General features: G+C 32.9%; 21 protein-coding genes and 1 tRNA gene. 12 read left to right on the top strand and 10 right to left on the bottom strand.

From position 1 onward, the window contains the following. Window positions 1-55 precede the first annotated feature (55 nt). From IEV15_RS03585 to IEV15_RS03575, 3 genes are all read right to left on the bottom strand, one after another. Entirely contained in the window at window positions 56-1,084 is a 1,029-nt protein-coding gene (locus IEV15_RS03585; protein ID WP_188361136.1) for an asparaginase, read from the bottom strand. Next, on the bottom strand, window positions 1,074-2,210 hold the full coding sequence (locus IEV15_RS03580; protein WP_188361135.1) for a 1-acyl-sn-glycerol-3-phosphate acyltransferase: 1,137 nt from the start codon (window positions 2,208-2,210) through the stop codon (window positions 1,074-1,076). The genes IEV15_RS03585 and IEV15_RS03580 overlap by 11 nt, the downstream gene beginning before the upstream one ends. A 61-nt stretch (window positions 2,211-2,271) precedes the next feature. After that, window positions 2,272-3,039: a TatD family hydrolase gene (locus tag IEV15_RS03575; protein ID WP_188361134.1), complete on the bottom strand. Its 768-nt coding sequence runs from the start codon at window positions 3,037-3,039 to the stop codon at window positions 2,272-2,274. Between the two features lie 90 nt (window positions 3,040-3,129). Here IEV15_RS03575 and IEV15_RS03570 point away from each other — a divergent pair, with 90 nt between their 5' ends. Next, on the top strand, window positions 3,130-3,570 hold the full coding sequence (locus tag IEV15_RS03570) for a retropepsin-like aspartic protease (protein ID WP_188361133.1): 441 nt from the start codon (window positions 3,130-3,132) through the stop codon (window positions 3,568-3,570). Window positions 3,571-3,612: 42 nt separating this feature from the next. Here the strand turns inward: IEV15_RS03570 and IEV15_RS03565 are convergent. Then, a tRNA-Gln gene (locus IEV15_RS03565) sits at window positions 3,613-3,683 on the bottom strand. A gap of 212 nt (window positions 3,684-3,895) precedes the next feature. Between IEV15_RS03565 and IEV15_RS03560 the strand changes: the two genes are divergently transcribed. Both IEV15_RS03560 and IEV15_RS03555 read left to right on the top strand, forming a co-directional pair. After that, window positions 3,896-7,099 (top strand): protein O-mannosyl-transferase family, encoded by a 3,204-nt coding sequence (locus IEV15_RS03560; protein WP_188361132.1) that lies wholly within the window; start codon window positions 3,896-3,898, stop codon window positions 7,097-7,099. A 41-nt stretch (window positions 7,100-7,140) separates the two neighbouring features. Next, entirely contained in the window at window positions 7,141-7,785 is a 645-nt protein-coding gene (locus tag IEV15_RS03555; protein ID WP_188361131.1) for a polysaccharide deacetylase family protein, read from the top strand. Between the two features lies 1 nt (window position 7,786). On the opposite strand, the gene IEV15_RS03550 is transcribed toward IEV15_RS03555, so the two are convergent. Beyond that, the gene (locus tag IEV15_RS03550; protein WP_188361130.1) at window positions 7,787-8,083 is read right to left on the bottom strand and encodes a thioredoxin family protein; all 297 of its coding nucleotides are present in this window, start codon (window positions 8,081-8,083) and stop codon (window positions 7,787-7,789) included. A gap of 74 nt (window positions 8,084-8,157) precedes the next feature. After that, complete coding sequence (locus IEV15_RS03545) at window positions 8,158-9,390, bottom strand: metallophosphoesterase (RefSeq protein ID WP_188361345.1); 1,233 nt, start codon at window positions 9,388-9,390, stop codon at window positions 8,158-8,160. Window positions 9,391-9,620: 230 nt separating this feature from the next. Between IEV15_RS03545 and polA the strand changes: the two genes are divergently transcribed. Continuing rightward, entirely contained in the window at window positions 9,621-12,488 is a 2,868-nt protein-coding gene (gene polA, locus IEV15_RS03540) for a DNA polymerase I (protein ID WP_188361129.1), read from the top strand. 77 nt (window positions 12,489-12,565) lie between these two features. Next, window positions 12,566-12,883, top strand: coding sequence for a hypothetical protein (locus tag IEV15_RS03535; protein ID WP_188361128.1), 318 nt, complete (start codon window positions 12,566-12,568; stop codon window positions 12,881-12,883). A gap of 41 nt (window positions 12,884-12,924) precedes the next feature. Here IEV15_RS03535 and IEV15_RS03530 read toward each other — a convergent pair whose 3' ends face one another. Next, window positions 12,925-13,947 (bottom strand): LacI family DNA-binding transcriptional regulator, encoded by a 1,023-nt coding sequence (locus IEV15_RS03530; RefSeq protein ID WP_188361127.1) that lies wholly within the window; start codon window positions 13,945-13,947, stop codon window positions 12,925-12,927. 311 nt (window positions 13,948-14,258) lie between these two features. On the opposite strand from IEV15_RS03530, the gene rplM reads away from it, so the two are divergent. From rplM to IEV15_RS03495, 7 genes are all read left to right on the top strand, one after another. Continuing rightward, entirely contained in the window at window positions 14,259-14,714 is a 456-nt protein-coding gene (rplM, locus tag IEV15_RS03525) for a 50S ribosomal protein L13 (protein WP_188361126.1), read from the top strand. Then, window positions 14,714-15,100, top strand: coding sequence for a 30S ribosomal protein S9 (gene rpsI, locus IEV15_RS03520; RefSeq protein WP_188361125.1), 387 nt, complete (start codon window positions 14,714-14,716; stop codon window positions 15,098-15,100). The genes rplM and rpsI overlap by 1 nt, the downstream gene beginning before the upstream one ends. Window positions 15,101-15,244: 144 nt before the next feature. After that, on the top strand, window positions 15,245-16,051 hold the full coding sequence (rpsB, locus tag IEV15_RS03515) for a 30S ribosomal protein S2 (protein ID WP_188361124.1): 807 nt from the start codon (window positions 15,245-15,247) through the stop codon (window positions 16,049-16,051). Between the two features lie 145 nt (window positions 16,052-16,196). After that, complete coding sequence (gene tsf / locus IEV15_RS03510) at window positions 16,197-17,159, top strand: translation elongation factor Ts (protein WP_188361123.1); 963 nt, start codon at window positions 16,197-16,199, stop codon at window positions 17,157-17,159. 184 nt (window positions 17,160-17,343) lie between these two features. Further along, window positions 17,344-21,060: a TraB/GumN family protein gene (locus IEV15_RS03505; RefSeq protein ID WP_188361122.1), complete on the top strand. Its 3,717-nt coding sequence runs from the start codon at window positions 17,344-17,346 to the stop codon at window positions 21,058-21,060. A gap of 11 nt (window positions 21,061-21,071) precedes the next feature. Further along, complete coding sequence (locus IEV15_RS03500; RefSeq protein ID WP_188361121.1) at window positions 21,072-21,293, top strand: VF530 family protein; 222 nt, start codon at window positions 21,072-21,074, stop codon at window positions 21,291-21,293. Further along, window positions 21,290-21,853, top strand: a complete 564-nt coding sequence (locus tag IEV15_RS03495; RefSeq protein ID WP_188361120.1) for a DNA-3-methyladenine glycosylase I — start codon at window positions 21,290-21,292, stop codon at window positions 21,851-21,853. Before IEV15_RS03500 ends, IEV15_RS03495 begins: the two co-directional genes overlap by 4 nt. Here IEV15_RS03495 and aat read toward each other — a convergent pair. The 3 genes from aat to IEV15_RS03480 form a co-directional block, all read right to left on the bottom strand. Next, complete coding sequence (gene aat / locus IEV15_RS03490; protein ID WP_188361119.1) at window positions 21,850-22,491, bottom strand: leucyl/phenylalanyl-tRNA--protein transferase; 642 nt, start codon at window positions 22,489-22,491, stop codon at window positions 21,850-21,852. The genes IEV15_RS03495 and aat overlap by 4 nt on opposite strands. Window positions 22,492-22,626: 135 nt before the next feature. After that, window positions 22,627-23,001 carry a DUF3127 domain-containing protein gene (locus tag IEV15_RS03485; RefSeq protein ID WP_188361118.1) on the bottom strand — a complete coding sequence of 125 codons (375 nt, stop codon included), beginning with the start codon at window positions 22,999-23,001 and terminating at the stop codon, window positions 22,627-22,629. A gap of 35 nt (window positions 23,002-23,036) precedes the next feature. Further along, complete coding sequence (locus IEV15_RS03480; protein WP_188361117.1) at window positions 23,037-23,915, bottom strand: flavin reductase family protein; 879 nt, start codon at window positions 23,913-23,915, stop codon at window positions 23,037-23,039. Window positions 23,916-23,965: the final 50 nt, after the last annotated feature.

Here is a 23,965-nt window from a genome sequence, read left to right as displayed (position 1 = left end):
ACAAGGTGCCAAATAACAAAAAAATTATCACTTGTAAAAATTTAATTCGTTATTTTTATGACAATTCTCCTCTTAAAGGTGTTTCGAAAATGGTTTTGAACACTTTAGGTGAAACATTCTGTCCTAATAAATACATTAATTTGCAAATTGCTGCCTCTGTTGTTATGTCTTTCCCCGAAATAACTCCTATTTTTTTTAACAAACTGCTGGTTTCATATTGCCCCATATTCACACTTCCGCCCGAACATTGCGTTACATTAATAACGTAAATTCCTTTTTTTATTGCACTTTTCAAATCGGCTACAAACCAATCTTCTGTTGATGCATTTCCGGCTCCATAGGTTTCGAGTATAATTCCTTTTAAATTTGGAACTTCCAACAATGTTGAAAAAACCGCATGATTAATTCCGGGAAACAACTTTATGATTACAACATTACAATCTAAATTTTTGTGTACTTGCAATTTTAGTGCATTATTTTGTGTTGGAACCAGTTCATTATTCACCTTCAAATGAACTCCTGATTCTGCTAACGGAGGAAAATTGGGCGATGAAAACGCTTTAAAATGTTCGGCATTTACTTTGGTCGTTCTGTTGCCTCTGTACAATTTATATTCAAAATACAAACATACTTCTTGAAAAACCGCCTTGTTCTTTTGACGTAAAGAAGCGATTTGAATAGCTGTAATTAAATTTTCTTTAGCATCTGTTCTCAAATCCCCAATTGGCAATTGAGAACCGGTAAATACCACCGGTTTAGAAAGATTTTCTAACATAAAACTCACAGCAGAAGCACTGTAAGACATCGTATCAGAACCATGTAAAACTACAAAACCGTCAAATTGTTCATAACTGTTTTCAATAATTTCTACAATTTCCACCCATCTTTCCGGATTCATATTGGATGAATCTATTGGTTTTTCGAATGAATAGGTTTCAATTTCACAATCCAATTGTTTTAACTCGGGAATGCGTTGTAATAATTTTTTGAAATTGAATGCTTTCAGAGCTCCGGTTTCAAAATCTTTAATCATACCAATTGTTCCACCGGTATACACTAAAAGTATTTTTGCTTTATAAGGCATTTTCGTATTTCATTTTATTAACCACAGGATTTGCATACATTGACAAGAAACTTTCAGTAGCCATTGGGTTAGCTGCATCAATTTTCATTTCTAATCTTCTTTCAAACAGCATTTTTTCATTTTCTGTATAATGTGTTGAAAATCGATTAGTATTGTGCAATAAATCATAAGCTATAAAATTAGTTGGCCAAAGTTTATAGGTGGACAATATCGCATCATCAATAGTTTGAGCTAAAGCTTGAATTTGCTTGTTAGAATTATCAATACTTGATTTAATTTGGTCTATTTCCTGATCTAAAACTCCTGCCACATGAATGTGAATTCGTTTTTTTTGACCCATTATCCCACTCAATAAAGTGATAAAATCTTCATTTTTTTCCTTAATGTAGATTTCATTATTTGCTTCTGCAATTAATTGTGGCATTTTCAAAGCATCAGTTGGGTCATACTCATATGAAATTGAAACCGGAACTATTTTAATCTTCTTAAAATAATCCATCACTAAATTTTCATCAGACCCCATGGCAAGCATTTTTATTACTCCTTGATGGGTGGCATCATTTCCGTCTTTTGTTCTTCCCTCACGTTGTGCAATCCAAACTGATCTGTTTTCTCGCAACAATAACTGACCTATATATTCTGACATTAATTTTGACGAATGCAATAACTCACGTGGTGGTAAGTTTCGTTGTACTAAAAAGTTTCTGTTAAGTTTTGATAATTTCAACAAAAAATCCTTTTTTACCAAATTATCACCAATAGCAGAAGCTGTCATAATCAATTGATGATCATACAGCGAAACATTTAACAACGAAGTATCTAAAATAATATCTCTATGATTAGAAATAAATAAATAAGAAGTGTTTTTATCTAGTTGATCAAACCCCGAAGTGGTCAATCCATCAGAACTTCTTTCCAGCACTTTTTGTACTGATTCATAGATAAAGTTAATTTGAAAATCTCTGATGGAATGGGTCTTTTTCAATTGTTCTTTCCAATCAGATTCGTCTAAATCGGGGTAGGTAAAATTCATCATTGCCTTCATCATTGGGTGATGTAGTATGGAATTTATACCTTCATTAACCTCACTGTCATAGTAAGGACGAATGGAATCAAATTTTGACATTAAATATAATTTATCAGTGACAAATGAACAAAAATTTTGTGACTTTTAGGTTAAAATGATTTTAAATCCCAAAAATCTGCCTTGAATTTTCTGTAGTTATTCGAGCTACTTCCTCTTTTGAAATCCCATACAATAAAGCTACTTTCTCAGCAATACCATCTATATAGCTACTTTCATTTCGTTTTCCTCTAAAAGGAACCGGAGCCAAATAAGGCGAATCGGTTTCTAAAACAAGGTGTTCTATTGGAATTTGATTTAAAAAAGTATCAATTTTACCGTTTTTGAATGTAACAACACCACCAATCCCTAATTTCATATTGTAATTTATGGCTTGATGTGCTTGTTCAAAAGTGCCGGTAAAACAATGAAAAATTCCAAATAAATCTTTGCTTTTTTCCGATTCCAAAACCTCAAAAATTTCATCAAACGATTCTCTACAATGAATGACAATAGGTAATTGGTGTTTTTTTGCAAATTGAATTTGGCGTTTGAAAGCAATTTTTTGAATTGGTAAAGTAGTTTTATCCCAATATAAATCAATTCCAATTTCGCCAACAGCCACAAACTTTCTTTGTTGCAATTGCATTTCAACATGGGCTAGCTCCGATTCATAATCTTCTTTAACATAACATGGATGTAAACCTGCCATTAAAAAAACATTCTCGGGATAATTTTTTTCTAATTCATACATTGCCTCTGTGTGATTGGAATCAATTGCCGGAATAAAAAAACGGGTAACATTAGCTTCTAAAGCTCTTTGAATCATTACATTTCTATCGGAATCAAACTCGTCAGAATATAAATGAGTATGTGTGTCTGTAAGTTGCATAGTATTTTTAAAGCTACAAATATACAAAGTTGAAGAGTTGTTGTCTTAAATGAAACGAATAACTTATTTTTGAAAATTGAAAAACTGCTAATGAAAAACCTTCACGATATTTTAAAAGAAAAGGGGTATAAAAAAATTCCTTTTAAAGTTTCAAAAACACAACATCTATTAATAAAAGCATCTATCAACGGAGTAAAGGGAAACTTTATCTTAGATACGGGTGCTTCCAACAGTTGCGTTGGATTTGAAAACACTTTTTATTTTAACCTTTCTGCAAAAGCTTCAAAAAACACTGCTGCCGGTGCCGGAGCTATCGGTATGGAAACACAAATTGCAGAGAAAAACAATTTAAAACTTGGCAGATGGAATTCATCAGACATCACTCTGATTGTCTTTGACATGAGTCATGTAAACACAGCTCTAAAACAATACAAAGCCAAAACCGTTCACGGAATTATTGGAGCAGACATTCTATTAAAAGGTAAAGCAATCATTGATTATTACAACCATTACCTCTATTTATTAAAATAAAGACAATAAAAAAAACTCCCTCTTTTCAGAAGGAGTTTTTTGTTGGTCCACAAGGACTCGAACCTTGAATGACGGTACCAAAAACCGTAGTGTTACCATTACACCATGGACCAGCATTTGTTAATTGCGAGTGCAAATTTAAAACATATTTTAATTTTTACAAGTATTTTAGATGAAATTTATTTTTTTATTTTTAATTGCTTAAAAAACAAGCTTATCAAACACAAAGAAATTCATTTAGAATAGAAATTTTTGTTAATGCGAGGCTGATTAAACAAAAAAATAGTTTCTTTGTGGATGTGATTCAAAAATTCAAATCAAATTCATGACTACTTTTAATTTTTCTAAATGGAATACCATCATTGGATGGGTCACTTTTGCAATTGCGTTGGTTGTTTTTAGTTTAACTGTAGAACCAACAGTAAGTTTTTGGGACTGTGGCGAATACATTGCTACTTCTGCAAAATTACAAGTAGGACATCCGCCCGGAGCTCCTTTGTTTCAAATGATGGGTGCCTTTTTTGCCATGTTTGCAACTGAAGCTTCAAAAGTAGCCTTGATGGTGAATATGATGTCTGTATTTTCGAGTGCATTTACAATTCTATTTTTGTTTTGGTCATCTACAATTATTTTAAGAAAAATAACAGCTAGATTTACTGAAGCTACTGTTTGGAATGATTATGCCGTTTTAGGTAGTTCATTTGTTGGAGCTTTGGCATTCACTTTTTCGGATAGTTTTTGGTACAATGCTGTAGAAGCCGAAGTTTATGCTATGGCAACTTTTTTAATTGCTTTATTATTTTGGCTTGGGTTACGTTGGGAAGAAGACATGCACAAACCAAGAGGTAACAAATGGCTTTTAATTATATGTTTAGTAATTGGACTTTCTTTTGGAGTGCACTTCATGGCCTTACTAACGATTCCGGCAATTGGATTGTTGTATTATTTTAAAAATTTTAAAACTATTACAGTAAAGAGTTTTATCATTGCCAACATAGTTGTTGTTGCTGTTTTGTTATTCATTTTCAAACTTTTACTCCCTTGGACAATGGCACTCTTTGGCAAAACTGAAGTGTTCATGGTTAATTCTTTAGGAATGCCTTTTGATTCAGGAACAATTTTTACAACCATTTTATTAATTGTGTTTTTCTATTTTGGATTACGTTATTCAAGAATGAAAAACAAACCACAATTTAACACTTTGTTACTTTGTATTTTGTTCATATTTATTGGCTTTTCAACTTGGATGATGCTTCCCGTTAGAGCTAATGCCAATGTTGTAATTAACGAAAACAGACCTTCAGATGCCAGAGAAGTTTTGGCTTATTATAATAGAGAACAATACGGACATAACCCTTTATTTTACGGTCCTCAATATACTAGTGATTATGCCGGTTTAGATCCTGACAATCCATTTTTGGATAATGCTCCAAACTATGAAAGAGATTATGAATTAAAGAAATATATCATAACCAATAACTACAAAAATGCGGTTCAAAACAGTGACTCCAGACACAATGCCATTTTACCAAGAATGTGGAGCACTGAGCATGTTGAAAATTATATCAACTTTACAAGCATACCGGATTTTAAAATTGACCCTGAATATAGTCACGAAGAAGAACTGGTAAGTATTGTATTAGAATTCAAACAAGCTTTTGCAATGGGCAAACTTGATATTGAAGATTACAACACCTTTTTACAATCATATGGAAGTTATTTAATTGTTGACAAACCAAGTACTTGGGACAACCTAAGTTTCATGTTTGAATACCAATTTGGCTACATGTATTGGCGATATTTAATGTGGAATTTTGTGGGTAGACAAAATGATGTTCAAGGAAAATATGATGTTTTGGACGGCAACTGGATTAGTGGCGTAACCCCAATAGATTCAGCTAGATTAGGTTCTCAGGAGAATTTACCCGAAGATGTAAAAAACAACAAAGGACGAAACACCTATTACTTTTTACCATTCATTTTAGGGATCATTGGCTTACTCTTTTTAGCCAAAAAAGATTTAAAAATGTTTTATGTCCTGTTTGTTCTGTTCTTATTTACAGGATTAGCATTGAAAATCTACCTTAACGAAAGACCATTTGAACCAAGAGAAAGAGATTATGCACTCGTTGGCTCTTTCTATGTTTTTGGAATATGGATTGGCTTGGGAGCATTTGCTATAATTGATTATTTGAAAAAATGGTTACAACCAAAGATTGCAGTACCTGCTGTTTTGGTTATTACTTTATTAGCAGCACCTGGTTTAATGGCTTCCCAAAATTGGGATGATCATGACCGTTCCAATAAATATACCGCATTAGCTAATGCAAAAGCTTATTTAGAATCCTGTGATCCCAATGCCATTTTGTTTACCATTGGTGATAATGACACTTTCCCACTATGGTATGCTCAAGAAATTGAAGGCATCAGAACCGATGTAAGAATTGTAAACACCAGTTTATTAATGACCGATTGGTACATAGATCAAATGAAAGCCAAAGCTTATGAATCCGAACCTTTGCCTATTTCTTTTGTGAGAAAACAATATGTTGGAGATAACCTTGATTACTGCGTGTATTCTCCAAAAACAGAAAATGCTTTAGAATTAAAAGATTTCTTGAATTTTATTGCCATGGATGATGACCGAACAAAAGTTGAAATGCAAAATGGTCAAAAATTAAACTTTTTTCCAACCAATAAAATAAGAATTCCGGTTGATAAAAATGCTGTAATTGCCAATAATGTGGTACATGAAAAATACCATGATTCTATTGTTCCTTATATCGATATCACCATCAAATCAAGGTCACTTTTGAAAAACCGTTTGATGATGTTGGACATTGTGAATAATAACAATTGGGAACGCCCAATTTGTTTTACAGGCGGAAGTTTTAGTGATGATGATTATATTTGGATGAAGGATTACTTGCAATTACAAGGCTTGGTTTACAAATTAGTTCCTATTCATACTCCGGTTGAAAAAGCAGCGAGTCCGTTAGATATGGGTCAAATTGATAGTGACAAAATGTATGCTATTGTAATGAAATGGGATTGGGGTAACGGTGAACGTACTGATATTTATCACGATACAGAAACTCGAAGAAACAGCATTTCATACCGAACTAATCTGGCCCGATTGACAGAACAATTGATTCATGAAGAAAAATTTGATAAAGCAAAAGATGTCATCAATTTAGCTATTGAAAAAATGCCAATTGATTATTATGGTTATTATACCATGATTGAACCTTTTGCCGGTGGTTATTATGAAGTTGGCGAAAAAGAAAAAGCCCGTCAATTGCTTACAAAATTAATAGGCAAATACCAAGACAATTTGAACTATTACAGCAATTTAAAATCAACAGAACAAAGTGATTTAATTGTTGAAATTGTAACCAACATTGAACGTTATCGCTCTCTATTGACAACAATGAAAGATCGCGGAGATGAGGAGTTTTATGAAAAATCAAAAATAGATTTTAACAATTACAACAAACGTTTTGAACGATTTAAACGCAAAAGCGAATAATAGTAAGAGCCATTAATTTGGCTCTTTTTGTTTAAAAATATATGGATTTACTCTGGATAAAAACAAACCCAATTATAAAAAGCATTTTTTCAAACTATGTTTGGAGCATTCCTACTACTGAAAAAAAAGTGTTTTTATCTTTTGACGATGGTCCAATTCCGGAAATTACCGATTGGGTTTTAAATCAATTAGAAGCATACCAATTCAAAGCCACTTTTTTTTGTATTGGAAATAATATTGAAAAAAATCCCGAAATATTTAATAGAATAATCTCAAATGGTCATACTGTTGGAAATCACACTTACAATCATGTGAAAGGCTGGAATACATCAAATAAAACCTATTCAAAAGAAGTCGAAAAATGTGAAGAGATATTGCAACAAGTTGCTATCAACAACCTTACTTCAAAATTATTTCGTCCACCTTACGGAAAAATAAAACCTTCGCAATCCAGAAATTTACGGAAATTAGGATATCAAATTATAATGTGGGATGTGCTGAGTGCTGATTACAAAAAAGAAATTTCTAAAGAAAAATGTCTTGAAAATGTAATTAAAAACATAGAATCGGGTAGCATTATCGTTTTTCACGATAGCATAAAAGCATTTAAGAATTTGGAATTTGTGCTTCCAAAAACTTTACAATTTCTATCCGAAAACGGATACCAATGTGATATAATTCGCTAGTTTAAACTTGTTCTTGAACCAAACCAATGATCGTATTAGCATCTAACTCACCGGATTGTCTCCAAACCATCTGTCCTTCTTTATAAATCATCAAGGTTGGTAATCCTTTGATTCGTAAAGCATCTGCTAATTCTTGATTTTTATCAACATCTATTTTAATCACTTTCGCTTTATCACCCAAAGCTGCCGCAACATCTCTGATTACAGGATGCATGGCTACAGAAGATTCGTTCCATTCCGTATAGAAGTCTAATAGAACCGGAACTTGAGCATTAATAAGTTCACCAAATTTTGACATAAGTTGACAAATTTTATATTGAAATTAAACCTATTCTTTAATAAATAATATACAAATGTAGTATTTTTAACGAATTACACTACTTTTTCTCCTTTTTTTAGTTCGATTACCGTAATTTCAGGCCAAATTCCTACTCTTCCGGGGTAAGCATGAAAGCCAAAACCACGATTTACGTAGATATAGCGACCCAAATTTTCATACAATCCTGCCCATTGTTTGTAAACATATTGCACCGGACTCCATTTAATAAAACCCGGGATTTCTATTCCAAATTGTAATCCGTGTGTGTGACCAGATAAGGTTAAATGAAAGTTTTGTTCGTTATTTTTAACTTCATACTCCCAATGACTTGGATCGTGACTCATCAAAATTTTGAAATCTTTTTGATGTAATCCCGTTGAAGCTTTCACTAAATCGCCGGCTTTTTTAAAACTTTTTCCCCAATTTTCAACACCAACGACAGCAATTTCATCGGTTCCGTTTTTCAATTTTACGTTTTCATTCATCAACAATTTAAAATCTATTTGACGATGTAAATCTTTGATGGCTTCAAAATTAGCTGCTTTTTCGTTTTGCGTTGGCCAATCAATGTATTCGCCGTAATCGTGATTTCCTAAAACAGAATATTTTCCAAACTTTGGATTATGTATTTTTTTAAACGTATCAATCCAAGGATGCATTTCTGTGGCGTGTGTGTTTACAATATCTCCGGTAAACAAAACCATATCAGAATTCTGTTCATTAATTAAATCAACCGCATATTGAATTTTTTCAGGATTATCAAAACTGCCGGAATGAATATCAGAAATATGGGTAATGGTTGTTCCGTCAAAACTATCGGGTAAATCTTTGAAAAAAAGCGTTTGTTTGATGACTTTAAAATTGTATTTCCCTTTGGTCATCCCGTACAAAAGTGATAAAAAAGGAACAGCCGCTACGCCAAGAGCAATCTGGCTCACAAATTTTCTTCTTTCGGGAAGAAAAGAACTCTGCTCTGTATTCCCTAAAAAATGAGAAATCGTGCCGGAAATTATTCGATAAAAATCTTCCCCAAACATCACTAAAGTTAAAATAATTTTAGGAATATAAACAATCAACACCAAACCAAAAGTGAGAAGTGTACTCGAGTTTTGCCCCACACGACGGTCAAACTGCGTAAAAGAATAGATGATAAACGCCAAAATAAGTACACTCAAAAGCACATAAGAATACTGAACCCATTTTATTTTGGACAAGGTTCTAAAGGCTTGAAAAGCATAAACTTCAATAAATAAAACAAATAGAATAAAAAACAACAAACGAATCATCAATTTCAATTTTTACACAAAATAACAACTTCTAGAGTTGATTGATTTGTATTTATTAAAAATTTAACGGTTGTAAATAGTAATGACAACTCTATAAAAGTCAATTGATGATTTTCATTTTATTTGAAACTCAGTGATAGTAAAAATGTCGAAATCAGAAATTGGTTTTGGCATTTTTCTTTTTTATGAATCAAAAATGTATCTTTGAAATCTTCAATATTTTTAGAATTATGTCAACGCAAAAACGCCTTTTCCTTCTTGATGCTTACGCTTTAATTTTCCGTGGGTATTATGCTTTTATCAAAAATCCCCGCATTAATTCCAAAGGAATGGACACTTCTGCCATCATGGGATTTATGAATGCTCTTATGGATGTGATAAAACGCGAAAAACCTGATCATTTAGCAGTAGCTTTCGACAAAGGCGGCAGTGTTTTTAGAAATGAATTATTTCCAACCTATAAAGCCAATCGAGACGAAACACCTGAAGCGATTAAAATTGCTGTTCCGTATATTCAGGAATTATTAAAAGCGATGCAAATTCCGATTATGGAAAAAGCAGGGTTTGAAGCCGATGATTTAATTGGAACATTGGCCAAACAAGCCGAAAAAGAAGGATTTCAAGTTTTTATGGTTACACCTGATAAGGATTTCGCTCAGTTGGTTTCCGAAAATATCTTCATGTACAAACCCGCCCGAATGGGTAACGATATTGAAATTTGGGGTATTCCCGAAGTGCTGGAAAAATTTGAAATTGAACATCCGCTACAAGTAATTGATTTTTTAGGAATGAAAGGTGATGCAGTGGATAACATTCCGGGGTTTCCGGGAGTTGGCGATGTGACGGCTAAAAAATTGTTAAAAGAATTCGGTTCTATTGAAAATCTGTTAGCCAATACCGACAAACTAAAAGGAGCCATCAAACAAAAAATTGAAGATAATGCCGCACAAGGTTTGTTGTCCAAAAAACTGGCCACTATCCTACTCGATTGTCCGGTAACATTTGATGCTGCCGATTTTGAATTGTCAAAACCTGATGTTGAAAAAACGGATGCTATTTTTCAAGAATTAGAATTCCGTCAAATGAAAGCTCAGTTTGATAAATGGTTTGGCACTGGTAAAGAGTATGATGAAATTAGTACTAATGGAAATGGAGATGTCAATAGCAATGACAAAAATCAAATTCAAAAGAAACCATCCTCCAAAAAATCCAACGAAGATCAATTTGATTTGTTTGGTTTTAGTGATGATGATTCAGACGAAGTGAGAACAAATTCGTTTTATGCTACCTTAGAAACGACCGAACATTTTTACCAAAGTGTTCAAGGCGATTTGCCTATGAAATTATTGATGCAAAATTTGATGAATCAAACTTCCGTTTGTTTTGATACTGAAACCACAGGAATTGATGCGTTGAATGCAGAATTGGTTGGTTTGGCACTTTCGTGGGAAAAAGGAAAAGCATTTTACGTTCCATTTCCGGAAAATCAAGAAGAAGCTCAACAATTAATGGAGAAATTCAGACCTTTTTTTGAAAATGAAACCATTGAAAAAATCGGTCAAAACCTAAAATATGATTTGAAAATTTTAGCAAATTATGGCATTGCTGTCAAAGGAAAATTATTTGACACGATGATTGCTCATTATTTGATTAATCCCGATATGCGTCACAATATGGATGTTTTATCGGAAACGTATTTAAAATATTCGCCAAAATCCATCGAAACCTTAATTGGAAAAAAAGGTAAAAACCAGAAATCAATGCGTGATGTCAATTTGGAAGACATCAAAGAATATGCTGCTGAAGATGCTGATATTACATTTCAATTAAAAGAAGTTTTCAGTCCGATTTTAGACAAAGCCGAAACGAAGAAATTGTTTGATGAAATCGAAATTCCGTTAATTCCGGTTTTAGCCGCAATGGAATCCGAAGGCATTCGATTGGATGTTGATTTTCTGAAAAAAATGTCGGTTGATATGCAAAAAGACATTACTAATTTTGAACAAAAAATCTATGAAACAGCCGGAGAAAAATTCAATTTAGCTTCTCCAAAACAATTAGGCGATATTTTATTTGATAAATTAAAAATCGGCGGAGCCAAACAAAAGAAAACTAAAACCGGTCAATATGCCACAGGTGAAGAGGTTTTGAGTTATTTAGTGAATGAGCACCAAATCGTAAAAGACATTTTAGAATGGCGACAAATGGTGAAATTACAAAGCACGTATATTGATGCGTTGCCGAATCAAGTAGATTCAAAAACGCAACGTGTGCATACCGATTATATGCAAACGGTTGCCGCAACAGGACGATTAAGTTCGAATAATCCAAATTTGCAAAACATTCCGATTCGTACCGAAAGAGGACGATTAATCCGAAAAGCATTTATTGCCAGAGATGAAAATTACACGTTAGTTTCTGCCGATTATTCGCAAATAGAACTTCGCATTATTGCCGCTTTATCAGGCGAAGAAAATATGATTAAAGCCTTTCAAAACAACGAAGATATTCACAAAAGTACTGCCGCCAAAGTGTTCAATGTTCCGCTGGAAGAAGTCACCAAAGAACAACGAAGCAATGCCAAAACGGTAAACTTCGGAATTATTTATGGCGTTTCGGCATTCGGACTTTCCAACCAAACCAATTTATCCCGAAAAGAAAGTGCCGAGTTGATTGATGCCTATTATGCCACTTATCCGAAATTGAAAGCTTATATGGCACACCAAGTAGATTTTGCCAGAGAAAATGGTTATGTACAAACCGTTTTAGGAAGACGACGTTATTTAAAAGATATTAATTCCGCGAATGCGATGGTGCGAAGCGGTGCTGAACGAAATGCCGTGAACGCTCCAATTCAAGGTTCTGCTGCCGATATTATCAAAATTGCAATGATCAATATTCATCAAAAATTAACTTCCGAAAACTGGCAGTCCAAAATGTTATTGCAAGTACACGATGAGTTGGTGTTTGATGTGCACAATTCTGAATTGGAAAAAATTCAACCGATGATTAAATACGAAATGGAAAATGCTTTTAAATTGAATGTTCCGTTGGATGTGGAATTAGGAATGGGAAGGAATTGGTTGGAGGCTCATTAAGGTAGTTGTCTGTTTCAGTTTTGAATATGGAGATCAAAAAGTAAAAATTTGAAAAATTATATTTATAAATATTAATTATGTTGAATAAAAAATTTCTAATAATTTCAAACTGGATTATTAACCTCGTTTTAATAATATTTTTATGTTATTTAACATTAAGTGCGAGAGAAAAATACAACGAACAAGTTGATTTAAACATTTTATTAAAAAATCAAATCGAAGACATTTCAAAAATCAATCAAATTCAAAATCAAATAAACGCACACTCTTTAAAAACTGATTTTGACAATCTAATATTATGCTTACTAATTTCAATTTATGGTGGAATTTCATTAACACATTTTATAAATAAGAAATTATCTAAGAAAAATGAAATTCTAGAAGAAAATGAATAAAATACAAAGAACAACTTTTCCGAATTCCAGTCAAATAAAACCTAAACCCTCCTTGTCGAATCCCTTTGTCGTAACTCCGTTTTCACAACCGTAGTTTTATATGTTGGTGATTCTTGTTTGCTTTCTAATTTTTCAATCAAAAGTTTAGCTGCTTCTTCACCAATTTCCGGTCCGTGTTGACTAATGGTGGATAAACTTGGCGTTAATCGTCGTGACCAAACACCGTCTGCAAAACCAATTATGCATAATTCTTCCGGTATTTTTATGCCTTTCTGAATCGCAATTTTCATCGCCATAGTTGATGAATGTTCGTCAACAGCCAAAATGCCATCTACCTCTCGCATGTCCAACAATTGTTTTAATTGAATATCGAAAGCTTCTTGGTTTTCTATTTTCAAAATCAAATTAGCATCCGGTTTAATTTTATTGTTTTCTAACGCTTTTTCATAACCCAAAGCTCTGTGTTTTCCAACGCTTAAATTGTCAATACATGATAGCAATGCTATTTTTTTACAGCCTAATTTTATTAAATGATTTACTGCTTCCACTGAAGATTCAAAATCATCCACAATCACTTTATCACAAGAAACCTCTTCCATGATTCTATCAAACATGACAATGGGTAATCCTTCACGAAGTGTTTCTTTAAAATGAGAAACATCATGTAAAGTTTGAGTTTCTTGGGCTACTGAGAGTATAAATCCGTCAACCGTTCCGTTACTCAACAAATCCATTGCCTGCTTTTCCTTCTTATTGGATTCGTTTGAAATATAAGTAATAACATTATAACCTTTAGCATTCGCGGCTTTTTCAATTCCACTAAATACTTTTGCAAAAAAGGGATTCAAAATATTTGGAATGATTACTGCAATGGTATTCGTTCTTTGGTTCTTCAAATTTTTAGCCATCGTATTGGGCTTATATTTTTGAAGCACAGCATATTCCTGAACACGGGTTTTGGTTGCATCTCCAATTTCATGACTATTGCTCAACGCTTTTGAAACAGTTGAAACAGACAATCCTAAATCTTTTGCAATTTGCTTTAATGTGACTTTTGGTTTCATACGAACAATTTAAGTTGTAAAAATAATAAAATTAAACTACGAAAATTGAGGTGTTTTAATAAACTAATACTACATCCGGGAAAGAAAATAGAATATACAAGCTAAAAAAAGATACAATTGCAATTTTTATTTTAATAATTTACAATTTTATTCCCTTCATAAGTGGCTAAAAACTACATATTTTACATAAAAATAACGGTTTAAAAACACTAAAAAAAATATTCTCAAATTGCTATTTGGTTTTATCATAATTAATTGTACTTTTGCAACCCCTTTATTGGGGATGGAATGTTTAATTAAAATAAATTATTGTGAACACATTAAGCTACAAGACAGTTTCAGCCAACAAAGCTACCGCAGATAAGCAGTGGGTTGTTGTAGATGCTGAGGGTCATAACTTAGGTCGTTTTGCTTCAAAAGTAGCGATGCTATTAAGAGGTAAATACAAACCAAATTATACCCCGCACGTTGATTGTGGAGATAACGTAATCGTTATCAACGCAGAAAAAATCAACCTGACTGGTAACAAGTTGGATGACAAAACGTACATCCGTCACACAGGTTACCCAGGTGGACAAAGAAGCTTGACCGCTAAAGTACTGCAGCAAAAGAACCCTGCAACTTTAGTAGAAAAAGCTGTAAAAGGAATGTTACCTAAAAACAAATTAGGTGCCGAATTATTCCGAAATTTAAATGTAAATGTTGGTACTGAGCACAAACATGCTGCTCAACAACCAAAAACCGTTAACTTAAACGATCTAAAGTAATGGGAGTTATTCACAAAATCGGTAGAAGAAAATGTGCTGTGGCACGTGTTTATGTTTCAGAAGGAACAGGAAAAATCACCGTAAACAAAAGAGAATTTGAAAACTACTTCCCTACAGCTACTTTACAGTACAAAGTGATGCAACCAATGTCTATGACAGAAAATGCAACCAACTTTGATGTAAAAGTAAATGTACATGGTGGTGGTTCAACAGGGCAAGCAGAAGCTGTGAGAATGGCTATTGCAAGAGCAATGTGTGAGGTAGAAGCTGAAAACAGAGCTATCTTGAAACCAGAAGGATTGCTAACAAGAGATCCAAGAATGGTTGAACGTAAGAAATTTGGACAGAAGAAAGCTCGTAAGAGATTCCAATTCTCTAAACGTTAATCGATTTACAAAATTATTATTAAAAAAGTTATTGTTGTTATTATTCCGATGCGATCGGAAAATTAGTTTAGCATCTAAATAATGAAGACCAGAGTAATCGCTACTACATTATTGCTAATCAACAGAACGTAAACTAGTACAAAAATGGCAAACAAAGTTGAAGTTAAAGACTTACTAGAGGCTGGTGTTCATTTTGGACACATGACTCGTAAATGGGACCCAAACATGGCTCCTTACATTTATATGGAACGTAATGGTATTCATATCATTAACCTATATAAAACTGCTGCTAAAATTGAAGAGGCTAACGAAGCCTTGAAAAAAATTGCAGCTTCCGGTAGAAAAGTACTTTTCGTAGCTACCAAAAAACAAGCAAAAGATATCGTAGCCGAGAAAGCTGCTGCAGCGAACATGCCGTATATCACGGAAAGATGGCCTGGTGGTATGCTTACTAACTTCGTGACTATCCGTAAAGCTGTTAAAAAAATGGCTTCTATTGATAGAATGAAGAAAGATGGCACTTTTAATACACTTTCTAAAAAAGAAAGACTTCAAGTAGATCGTCTTCGTGCTAAACTAGAGAAGAACTTAGGTTCTATCGCTGACATGTCTAGATTACCTGCTGCATTATTTGTAGTAGATATCAAAGCGGAACACATCGCAGTAAAAGAAGCTCAAAAATTAAACATTCCAGTTTTTGCAATGGTTGATACTAATTCAGATCCTCGTGAAGTGGATTATGTAATTCCTGCAAATGATGATGCTTCTAAATCAATTGACAAAATCTTATCTTTAGTAACCGGTGCTATCATTGAAGGTCATTCTGAAAGAGGATCTGAAAAAGATGCTGACGCAGTTGTAACTGAAGAAACAGTAGAAGAAGTAGTAGCAGCAACAGAAGCTGCTCCAGCAGTGGAAGCAGAAGAAGCTAAAACAACTTCAGAAGAATAAATAATTTAAATTCCGATAGGAAAAATTCCAAGTTCCAAAAAATTGTCTCTCTCAAAATTGATGATTTATTAAAATTGGAATTTGGAATTTGAATATTGGAATTTGTTTTTTTACAAAAAATTAAAAACTTAAAAATAGATACAAAATGGCAACAATTACTGCTGCAGACGTAAATAAATTAAGACAAACTACAGGTGCCGGAATGATGGACTGTAAAAAAGCTTTGGTTGAAGCTGAGGGAGATTTCGATAAAGCTATACAAATCCTTAGAGAAAAAGGGCAAAAAGTTGCTGCTAACCGTTCTGACCGTGAGTCAAGTGAAGGAGCTGCTGTTTCTTTTGTAAATGCTGACAAAACTAAAGGAGCTATCATTACTTTAAACTGCGAAACAGATTTCGTAGGTAAAAATGAAACTTTTGTAACTTTAGCTAAACAATTAGTTGAAAAAGCTATCAACTTCTCTTCTAAAGAAGAATTTTTAGCGTCAGATTTCAACGGAATTACTGTTGCCGAAAAATTAATCGAGCAAACTGGAGTTATCGGTGAAAAAATCGAAATCGGTGGTTTTGAAATTTTAGAAGGTGCTTTCGTTGGATCTTATGTTCACGTTAATAAAATTGCTGCATTAACTGCAATTTCTGAACCAATTTCTAATGGTGACGTTTTAACTAAAGACATCTCTATGCAAGTTGCTTCAATGGGAGCTGATACATTATCTTACAAAGATTTTGACCCTGCTTTCGTTGCTTCTGAACTTGCTGCTCGTATTGCTATAATCGAAAAAGAAAATGAAGAAGCAAAACGTTTAGGAAAAACATTAAAAAATGTTCCTAAGTATATTTCTTTCTCTCAATTAACTGAAGAAGTTATCAAACAAGCTGAAGAAGATGCTAAAGCTGAATTAAAAGCAGAAGGTAAACCAGAGCAAATTTGGGATAAAATCATTCCGGGAAAAATCCAACGTTTCATTTCTGACAACACAACTTTAGATCAAGAAAAAGCTTTACTAGATCAAAACTTCATCAAAGATGACAGTAAAAAAGTTGGTGATTACGTAAAAGGATTCAACGTTGAAATTACAGGTTTCAAAAGAGTTGCTTTAGGATAGCATAATCCTAAACTCGATTCAAATTCCATATACAAAACCTCAATTTTATTGGGGTTTTTTTATTTTATATAACTTCTAAAACTAAAATCAACTCCAATTTCTTTAAAATAATTTTATGATATAATTTTCATTTATATTACCTATTTCTTTTATATTTGAAATTAGCTCTAAAAAATAAAATGTTTTGAAAAAAATAATCTTCCTGCTTTTAATTGTACCCTTTATAGTAACGGCACAATCCAAAAAATACCAAAGTTTACTTTGGGAAATTTCCGGTAACGGTGTCACTAAAAACTCCTATTTATATGGCTCTATGCATGTAAGTGAAAAGATATCCTATCATTTATCGGATGCTTTTTTCAAACATTTGCTGGAATCTGATTATGTAGCAAACGAAAGCGAACCTAGCAGTTGGTCAGAACTTTATGATCTTTTACCAAATGAAAATTACAATTATTACACTAAATTTTACCAACAATTTTATTTAAAACCACTAGACAAAAGAGGTTTAATAGAATTGTTTCGTGCTCAAAATTACACGATGGATAATTTATTATTCAGAACCAACGAACACGGAAAAGATTTTCAGGAAGAAACCTATTTGGACATGTTCATTTATCAAACCGGCAAAAAATACAACAAAAAAACTATTGGTTTGGAGGATGCCAAAGAATCAATGATGTTGGTCATGAATATTGATTATGATGACGCCATGCCAAAAGAGGAGAATATCCAAAAGATAACCCGTATTCTCAGAAACAAAACTTTTGAAGAAGCACTCTCCGATTTTTACAGAGATAAAGATTTGGATATGATTGATTCTTTATTGACACTTTCATCACCAGAACCTTTTTTAGAAGGAATGCTTTATAAAAGAAATTACAATATGGTGAGAAGCATTGACTCAATTGTAAAAAAAGGAAGTTTATTTGCTGCTATTGGTGCCGCTCATTTACCCGGAAAAAAAGGGGTCATCGAAATGCTTCGCAGCAAAGGTTATACTGTAACTCCCGTTTTTGACAATTATACTGAAAAAGGAAAAACGATAAAAAAACAAATCGATAAATATTTTACAAACCCTTTCATGGAAACAAAAGTTTCTAATGATGGTTTTTTATCGCTTCCAATGTACTCCATGATAATTCCTTCAAAAGAAGACTATAACAGTCCGGATTTGGCTAATGGCGGCTATATAAATGTTAAACGTTCGCTATTATTGAATTTCTTAAAAAAGAAGAAACAGCATATCTCGCATACATCGCTTGATAGTTTATTCTACGAAAATATTCCTGGAAATATCATCGAGAAAAAGTTTTTTGAAGACAAAAACTTTGTGGCATACGACATTAAAAACCGAACCAAAACAGGAAACGATCAAAGGTATCGCTTCTATGTCACACCGTTAGAAATTATCAGCATTAACATGATTGGAAACGGTGATTATGTGAATCAATATGAAAATGAGGTTTTTTCAAAAATCAAATTACGCAACGCAACTAACCAATGGCAAAACATAGTTCCTAAAAAGGGGGCTTTTGAAGTTTCAATTCCTGATTATCACATTATTTATGGCAACCAAAACAACCAAGCAAAACATGAAGACATTGAAATTTATGCCTTTGACAAAGAAGAAAACGCCTATTACTTTATTATTGAAAGACATTTAAATGACAAGTCCGTTCTTGAAGAAACGGCCTATGAATTGAAGCGAATTCAAGAAGAATTTTATACCCAATATGACGCAACGGAAGATTTTAGCGAAGTGGCAAAATCGGAAAAAAGCTATCATTCAAAATCCATTTTATACGAACAACCTATTCAGCTCAAAACTTTGTTAAATGGAAGTAGCTATTATCTTTTGGGAGCGGTGAACGCAAGTCCGAAAAAAGCAACGCAATTTTTAAACTCTTTTGAATTTAAACCTCTAACAATCTCTGAAGAATTTGAAGTTTTAAATGACAGTACGGGTCACTTTCAAGTTGAAATTCCAAAGAAACAAAATGAAATTTTATTTCTAAAAAACCACAAAAAAGCAACAAATAAAAAAGGAAAAAAAACAAATCATTTTAAAAGCCAATCCAATAGTGTTGCTATAAAATCGGCCAGTGGAAAAACCATTAATTTAGATTATTACAAATTTCATAAATATGAATTTGAAAAAAATGCCGACTCTACTTTGTTTCAATTTAAAAAAATATTTCAAAAAAATAATGACTTGGGATTTGGTGAAAACGAAATCGTAATGGAAGATTTTTATGAAGATGAGGAATGGGGTTTTTATGATTCGAATGATGTTGCCTATTTCAATTCAAAATGGGAAACCGAATTGGGTTTGGGTTATAATTCAAAAAAGAAAGCTTCACAATTAACCATTATTTCTGAAAACACAGACAAGAATACTGAATCAGGTCAAATAACCTATGACGCTCTGATTTCAAAAGCAACGTCGCAACAAGCAATAAAATTAAAAGCCATTTTTAAAGATGGTATTACCTACCAACTCAAAACAATTGTTCCAAAAAACTATCAAAATGACGATCCGTTTATTGAAAAAGTATATCAGTCATTTTCACCAACAGATACCGTTTTTCAACATTCATTGTATGAACCCAAACTCAAAGATTTTATTGAAGATGCCAAGAGTCCACATGACAGCATTCGCTATTCGGCATTAAAATCGATTGCCTTTCTTAAAATTCAAAAAGAAGAAATAAACACATTACAAGAATTCATAAATCAGTTTGAATTTAATACGGATGAAGTTGAAACTTTGGCCGCTCTTTATGAAAAAATAGGTCATTTAAAAGATCCTGCGGTTATCACCTTTTTAGAGAAAAATTATAAGAGAGACGAAATTAGTACACAATTACAACTTTCGATTTTAAAAGGTTTGGCACATCAAAAGTCAAAAAAGGCTTATGAAAAAATTCTTGAACTTTTAGTTCATGATTTGCCATTATCAACCAATAAATTTGAAATCATTAACTTGATGGGATTGTTTCAAAAAGACTTGGAAAACAGTCAGGTTTTGTTTCCCGATATCTTTCAATTTTATAGCATTCCTGAATATCACGAACCCGTTATTTCTTTTTGTGCAGCTTTGTTGAACAAAAACATGATACAACCTAAAAAATTAAAATCATATAAAAAAATGATTTTAACCAATGCCAAATTAGAATACAAAAGAGTGGCGGGTTGGAAATCTAAAAAAACCAGCGATGATGAAATGTATGATGATTCGGAATCGGTTAGTGGCGATTTAAAAAAATACATTCAATTGATTTATCCTTTCAAAAAAGAAAAAGATTTTGAAGCTCTAATTTCTAAAATTGTTGCTTTAAATATAGAACCGATTCAGTTGGAAATACTAAACATAGAACTAAAAAACAAAACAACAATTGACAAACAATTCGTTGAAAATTTACTTTCAAATAAACAAACACTATTTGCTTCTTATCAAATGTTGTATGATGCAAAAGAATTTCAAATTCTGGAAAGTATTACCGATGAGCAATTGATTGAAGCCGCAATAATTCATTTGGATAAAGTGAATGCAAAAAAAGAGGAATTAGTGTTTTTAGAGAAAAAAACTCTGGAATTTGAAAACAAAGAAATTGGCTATTGGTTTTATAAAATGATTCCTTCAAAAGAAGATGACAATAACTATTATAACATGCAAACTGAGAAATTGCTTTGTATAGCTTTTGTTTTAGATAAAAACAACAAGTGTAACCCAAAAGCTTATTTTAGTCCTATTCAAAAACAATTGGTGGATGATGAACTTATCCCTTCGTTAATGATAGAAATGATAGATGAATCAATACACAAAAAACGCGTTCGAGCTTCATTTGGCAAAATTGAATCCGATTTTGAAAACAGGAATATGCTCGGGTTTTATTAATACAATTTACCATGCAAAACGACAATCTGCTTCATGGCAAAACATTGCAATCCATTGTTGAATATTTGGTTGAATTTTATGGATTTGATGTTCTTGGCGAAAAAATAAAAATCAAATGCTTTACAGAAAACCCTTCTGTAAAATCAAGTCTAACTTTTTTGCGTAAAACCGATTGGGCAAGAAAAAAAGTGGAAGAGTTGTATGTAAAAACCCTTTTAAATCAAAAACAATGACAGCTAGTAAAAACAGATGTGCTTGGTGCGAAAAAGATGATTTATATCGTAAATACCACGATGAAGAATGGGGAAATCCTGTTTTTGATGATCATAAATTATTTGAGTTTTTAATCTTAGAAACGTTTCAAGCCGGAGTAAGTTGGCATTTAATTTTAAAAAAAAGAGAGAATTTCAGAAAAGCTTTTCTTGATTTTGATTACAAACAAGTAGCTCATTTTGGCGACTATGAAGTGCAAGAATTAATGAAAGATGCCGGAATCATCAGAAACACATTAAAAATAAAATCAGCAATTGCCAATGCAAAAGCATTTATAAAAATTCAAGAAGAATTTGGTTCGTTTTCCAATTTTATTTGGGGTTATGTTGACGGAAAACCAATCATGAACCAATATACCGCTTTAAGCGAAGTTCCCGCATTTACACCATTAGCCGAAAAAATAAGTAAAGATTTAAAAAAGCGTGCCTTTAAATTTATCGGACCAACCACCATGTATGCTCACATGCAAGCTACAGGAATGGTAAATGATCATGTAGTAAGTTGTTGGAAACGAAATTAAAGTGAGGCTTTCAAAATCTTAAGATAATTAGCTCTTGAAATTTCAAAAGCACCTAGTTTTTCCAAATGATCGTTGTGCACTTGACAATCTAACAAATGATAATTGGCTTCTTTCAATTGTTGAATAAGTGAAACAAAAGCCACTTTGCTCGCATTTGGCACTTTACTGAACATGCTTTCGCCACAAAAAATAGTGCCTAAATCTACACCATAAAGTCCGCCAACTAATTCATTATCTTGCCAAACTTCAACCGATTTGGCAACTCCCATTTCATGTAATTTCAGATAGGCTTCAATCATGGAATCGGTGATCCAAGTACCGTTTTGGCCGTTTCTTTTGATTGATTGGCAATGCTGAATTACTTTCGAAAAGTTTTGATTGAATGTCACTTCAAAGATTTTTCTATTCAAAATGTTCCTCAAACTTTTTGCTATTTTATATCCGGAAGGGTTTACCACCATTCGTTGCGGTGGACACCACCAAAGTATTGGTTCATCGATTTCAAACCAAGGAAAAATACCATTTCTGTAGGCCAAAAGCAATCTTTCGGTACTCAAATCACCACCAACAGCCAAAATCCCCTCAAAAGAAGCTTCTGAGGCAGGTGGAAAGTATAATTCTTTACTTAAAAAATACATGGTTTAAAAAAATAGAATGTAATGAGAAGAAACAACAAAAAAGAAAAAGAACAAACTAGTTAAAAACCAAAAATCATTCTAAACGCATAACTCAGTTTGCTATTTAGAATGATTTTTTACTTTTCAATGCTCTAACTAGAAAGGTAAATCGTCGTGCTCTTCTTCGTTAAAGTTAGTCGCCGGTTCAAAAGCTTCTGCAGCAGGCATTGGAGGCATTGAAGCGGCCGGTGCTTCTGCTTGTAAGCGTTCTACTCGCCATCCTTGAATTGCATTAAAATATTTTGCTTCACCTTGTGGATTAATCCATTCTCTACCTCTTAAATTGATAGAAACTTTAACAGCTTCACCCACTTTATAGGAATTTAATAAATCACATTTATCTTGAGTAAACTCAATTAAAATATGCTGTGGATATTGTTCATCAGTAGTAACTACTAATTCTCTTTTTTTGAATGTTGCACTAACTTGTTGTTCTGCATTAATCAATTTGATTTTTCCTGTAACTTCCATACTTTTTAAATTTTAATGTTATTATTGGCTTTTAATTAAACTCGTTTGGCTAATAAAATTTTCCAAGCTGCAACTGCGTCTTGATTGTTCAAATAGTCTTTGGCTTTGTGATGTACTTTCATTTCATCAGCGGAACTCAAAACACCTTTTACCTGAATATTTTCTTGTACAAATATATCAATTTCTTGTTCAGTTGGCAAACTTTCTACATTTCCTAACATGCCTAAATCATTGCCGTCAAAAACAGGGCTTTTTTTAATAAAATCGGGAATGGCATCAACTCCAATACCTAGTGTTGCCAAAGGTTTTGGTATTTCAAACAAACCTTGATTGGAACGCGAATACCAATTGCCGCCCATTCTGGAAACCAAATCAATCTTGGTTTGATCAATGGCTCCATTTTTATCTAAAATGGTTTCCGAAATATGCAATTTTACAACCTGACAAATTATTAAATTTCCGGCTCCCCCTTCTGTCCCTAAAGAAATGATATCGTTTACTTTGCATTCAAATTGAACCGGGCTTTCCGCTACCCGAAACGGTTTTACATTATCGGAAGGCAACATGGTTAATCCTGATTTCAAAAACTCATTCACTCCATCGGGATATTCTGTACTGGAAAGTGACATTTGTTGTACGATATCATAATTCACGACATTAATCACAACTTCTTTAGTGGATTCACAATTAATCAACGTGTGTTTTATAGTATTATCGCGAACTCTTCGAGCAGGAGAAAAAATTAATATTGGTGGATTAGAACTGAACACGTTAAAAAAACTAAAAGGCGACAAATTGGGAACGCCATTTTTGTCAATAGTACTCGCAAAAGCAATAGGTCGCGGACCCACAGAGCTTTGCAAATACCCTTGCAATTGAACAGGTGAAATAGACTCAGGAGTTATACTAATCATAGTAATTTACAGTTTATACAAAAGTACTAAATTGACCCTAAATTAATTTG

Source organism: Flavobacterium orientale, assembly GCF_014638005.1.
GTDB lineage: Bacteria > Bacteroidota > Bacteroidia > Flavobacteriales > Flavobacteriaceae > Flavobacterium > Flavobacterium orientale.
The sequence above is the reverse complement of the archived record's forward strand: the minus strand, read 5'-3'. Positions and strand labels throughout refer to the sequence as shown.

Bases quoted from the DNA above. Each gene is read 5' to 3' on its own strand.
- IEV15_RS03535 (WP_188361128.1), top strand. From the start codon at position 12,566: ATGTTGAATAAAAAATTTCTAATAATTTCAAACTGGATTATTAACCTC.
- IEV15_RS03485 (WP_188361118.1), bottom strand. From the start codon at position 23,001: ATGGAAGTTACAGGAAAAATCAAATTGATTAATGCAGAACAACAAGTT.
- IEV15_RS03545 (WP_188361345.1), bottom strand. From the start codon at position 9,390: ATGATTCGTTTGTTGTTTTTTATTCTATTTGTTTTATTTATTGAAGTT.
- rpsI (WP_188361125.1), top strand. From the start codon at position 14,714: ATGGGAGTTATTCACAAAATCGGTAGAAGAAAATGTGCTGTGGCACGT.
- IEV15_RS03570 (WP_188361133.1), top strand. From the start codon at position 3,130: ATGAAAAACCTTCACGATATTTTAAAAGAAAAGGGGTATAAAAAAATT.
- polA (WP_188361129.1), top strand. From the start codon at position 9,621: ATGTCAACGCAAAAACGCCTTTTCCTTCTTGATGCTTACGCTTTAATT.
- IEV15_RS03550 (WP_188361130.1), bottom strand. From the start codon at position 8,083: ATGTCAAAATTTGGTGAACTTATTAATGCTCAAGTTCCGGTTCTATTA.
- aat (WP_188361119.1), bottom strand. From the start codon at position 22,491: ATGTATTTTTTAAGTAAAGAATTATACTTTCCACCTGCCTCAGAAGCT.
- IEV15_RS03480 (WP_188361117.1), bottom strand. From the start codon at position 23,915: ATGATTAGTATAACTCCTGAGTCTATTTCACCTGTTCAATTGCAAGGG.
- IEV15_RS03500 (WP_188361121.1), top strand. From the start codon at position 21,072: ATGCAAAACGACAATCTGCTTCATGGCAAAACATTGCAATCCATTGTT.
- IEV15_RS03575 (WP_188361134.1), bottom strand. From the start codon at position 3,039: ATGCAACTTACAGACACACATACTCATTTATATTCTGACGAGTTTGAT.
- tsf (WP_188361123.1), top strand. From the start codon at position 16,197: ATGGCAACAATTACTGCTGCAGACGTAAATAAATTAAGACAAACTACA.
- IEV15_RS03495 (WP_188361120.1), top strand. From the start codon at position 21,290: ATGACAGCTAGTAAAAACAGATGTGCTTGGTGCGAAAAAGATGATTTA.
- rpsB (WP_188361124.1), top strand. From the start codon at position 15,245: ATGGCAAACAAAGTTGAAGTTAAAGACTTACTAGAGGCTGGTGTTCAT.
- IEV15_RS03580 (WP_188361135.1), bottom strand. From the start codon at position 2,210: ATGTCAAAATTTGATTCCATTCGTCCTTACTATGACAGTGAGGTTAAT.
- IEV15_RS03530 (WP_188361127.1), bottom strand. From the start codon at position 13,947: ATGAAACCAAAAGTCACATTAAAGCAAATTGCAAAAGATTTAGGATTG.
- IEV15_RS03555 (WP_188361131.1), top strand. From the start codon at position 7,141: ATGGATTTACTCTGGATAAAAACAAACCCAATTATAAAAAGCATTTTT.
- IEV15_RS03585 (WP_188361136.1), bottom strand. From the start codon at position 1,084: ATGCCTTATAAAGCAAAAATACTTTTAGTGTATACCGGTGGAACAATT.
- IEV15_RS03560 (WP_188361132.1), top strand. From the start codon at position 3,896: ATGACTACTTTTAATTTTTCTAAATGGAATACCATCATTGGATGGGTC.